Annotated in this window: 1 protein-coding gene; it reads left to right on the top strand. The window is 69.7% G+C overall.

Annotation, left to right across the window (positions count from 1 at the left end):
• Positions 1-194 precede the first annotated feature (194 nt).
• Positions 195-1,459: DUF885 family protein (locus tag D180_RS06625; protein ID WP_017912175.1), on the top strand; the 1,265-nt coding region annotated here is incomplete at its 3' end.

The following is a 1,459-nucleotide window of genomic DNA, read 5'->3' as shown; positions in this document are numbered from 1 at the left end:
CGCCAGCCGCAGCCGCAGCCAACCAGAGTTACAGCTATAGCTAGGCCAGCGATGCAGTTCCTGAGTTGCAGCCCGGTACACCGCTGCGAGGCGCGTTTCCGTTCCCTGCATCGCCCCACACAGGACTTCCGGCCCACCCGCCAGGCCGGGCAGTGATGCGATCATCGGCGATCCGTTCCCGTCGTGTGCCGCCCATGCCGATGCTCGCCAAGACCCCGCTGGCCATTTCCCTGCTGATCGCGTTCGCCGTGGCCACACCCGCACTGGCCGCACCGCCGGCGTCGACAGCGTCCAGTGCAACACCGGCCACGGCCAACGCCAGCGCCGCCGATGCGCGCTTCCAGGCCATCTACGAGAAGGAGTGGGCCTGGCGCCAGGCGCAGCTCGGCCAGGCCGCCGAGGACAGCGACAGCAGCGGCGACAACACCCATCTGCCCGACGTCGGCGCGGCGGCGCAGGCGGCGCGCCTGAAGGTGTGGGAGGACGTGCTGCGGCAGCTGGACACGCTCGATGCGACCCAGCTTTCGCCCGAGAACCAGGTCAACCTGGCGGTGTACCGGCCGCAGGTGGAGAACCTGGCTGCGGCGGTGCGCCTGCGCGCCTACGAAATGCCGTTCAATTCCGACAGCGCGTTCTGGTCGGACCTGGCGTTCATGGCCAGGCGCACGCTGCGCACGCCCGACGAGTACCGCGCCTACATCGCGCGGCTGGAGGACGTGCCGCGCTACTTCGCGCAGCAGACCGACAACATGCGCGCCGGGCTCAAGCGCGGCTTCAGCGTGCCGCGCGCGGTGCTCGACGGCCGCGATGGCGCCATCGCCAACGTGGCCGAACTGAAGGATCCGACCGCCGCGGTGCTGTACACGCCGTTCAAGCAGATGCCGGCGCAGATTCCCGCCGCCGAGCAGGCGCAACTGCGCGCGCAGGCGCAGGCGACGCTGCGCGACAAGGTGATCCCGGCCTACGCGCAGCTGCTGACCTTCTATCGCCAGGAGTACATGCCGCAGGCGCGCACCACGCTCGCCGCCGAAGCCCTGCCCGACGGCAAGGCCTACTACCGGCAGCAGATCCGCGAGTACACCACGCTGGACATGGACCCCGAGCAGATCCATCAGCTCGGCCTGCGCGAAGTGGCGCGGATCCAGAAGGAGATGGACGCGATCATCCAGCAGGTCGGCTTTCACGCGCCGGCCGGGCAGAAGACCTTCCCGGCGTTCCTGCAGTTCCTGCGCACCGATCCGCAGTTCTACGTGAAGACCCCGCAGGAGCTGCTCGATCGCGCCGCGTGGATCGCCAAGCGCGTGGACGGCGAGGTCGGCAAGTTCATCGGCACGCTGCCGCGCGGGCGCTTCACCATCGTGCCGGTGCCGGCGGACATCGCCCCGTTCTGGACCGCCGGCCGCGGCGGCGTCGGCACCTACTGGCTCAACACCTACGACCTGCCGTCGCGGCCGCTGTA

The organism is Xanthomonas sp. SHU 166 (assembly GCF_000364685.1).
GTDB classification, from domain to species: Bacteria; Pseudomonadota; Gammaproteobacteria; order Xanthomonadales; family Xanthomonadaceae; genus Xanthomonas_A; species Xanthomonas_A sontii.
Note: the sequence above shows the minus strand (reverse complement) of the source record. Positions and strands in the feature narration are given on the sequence as shown.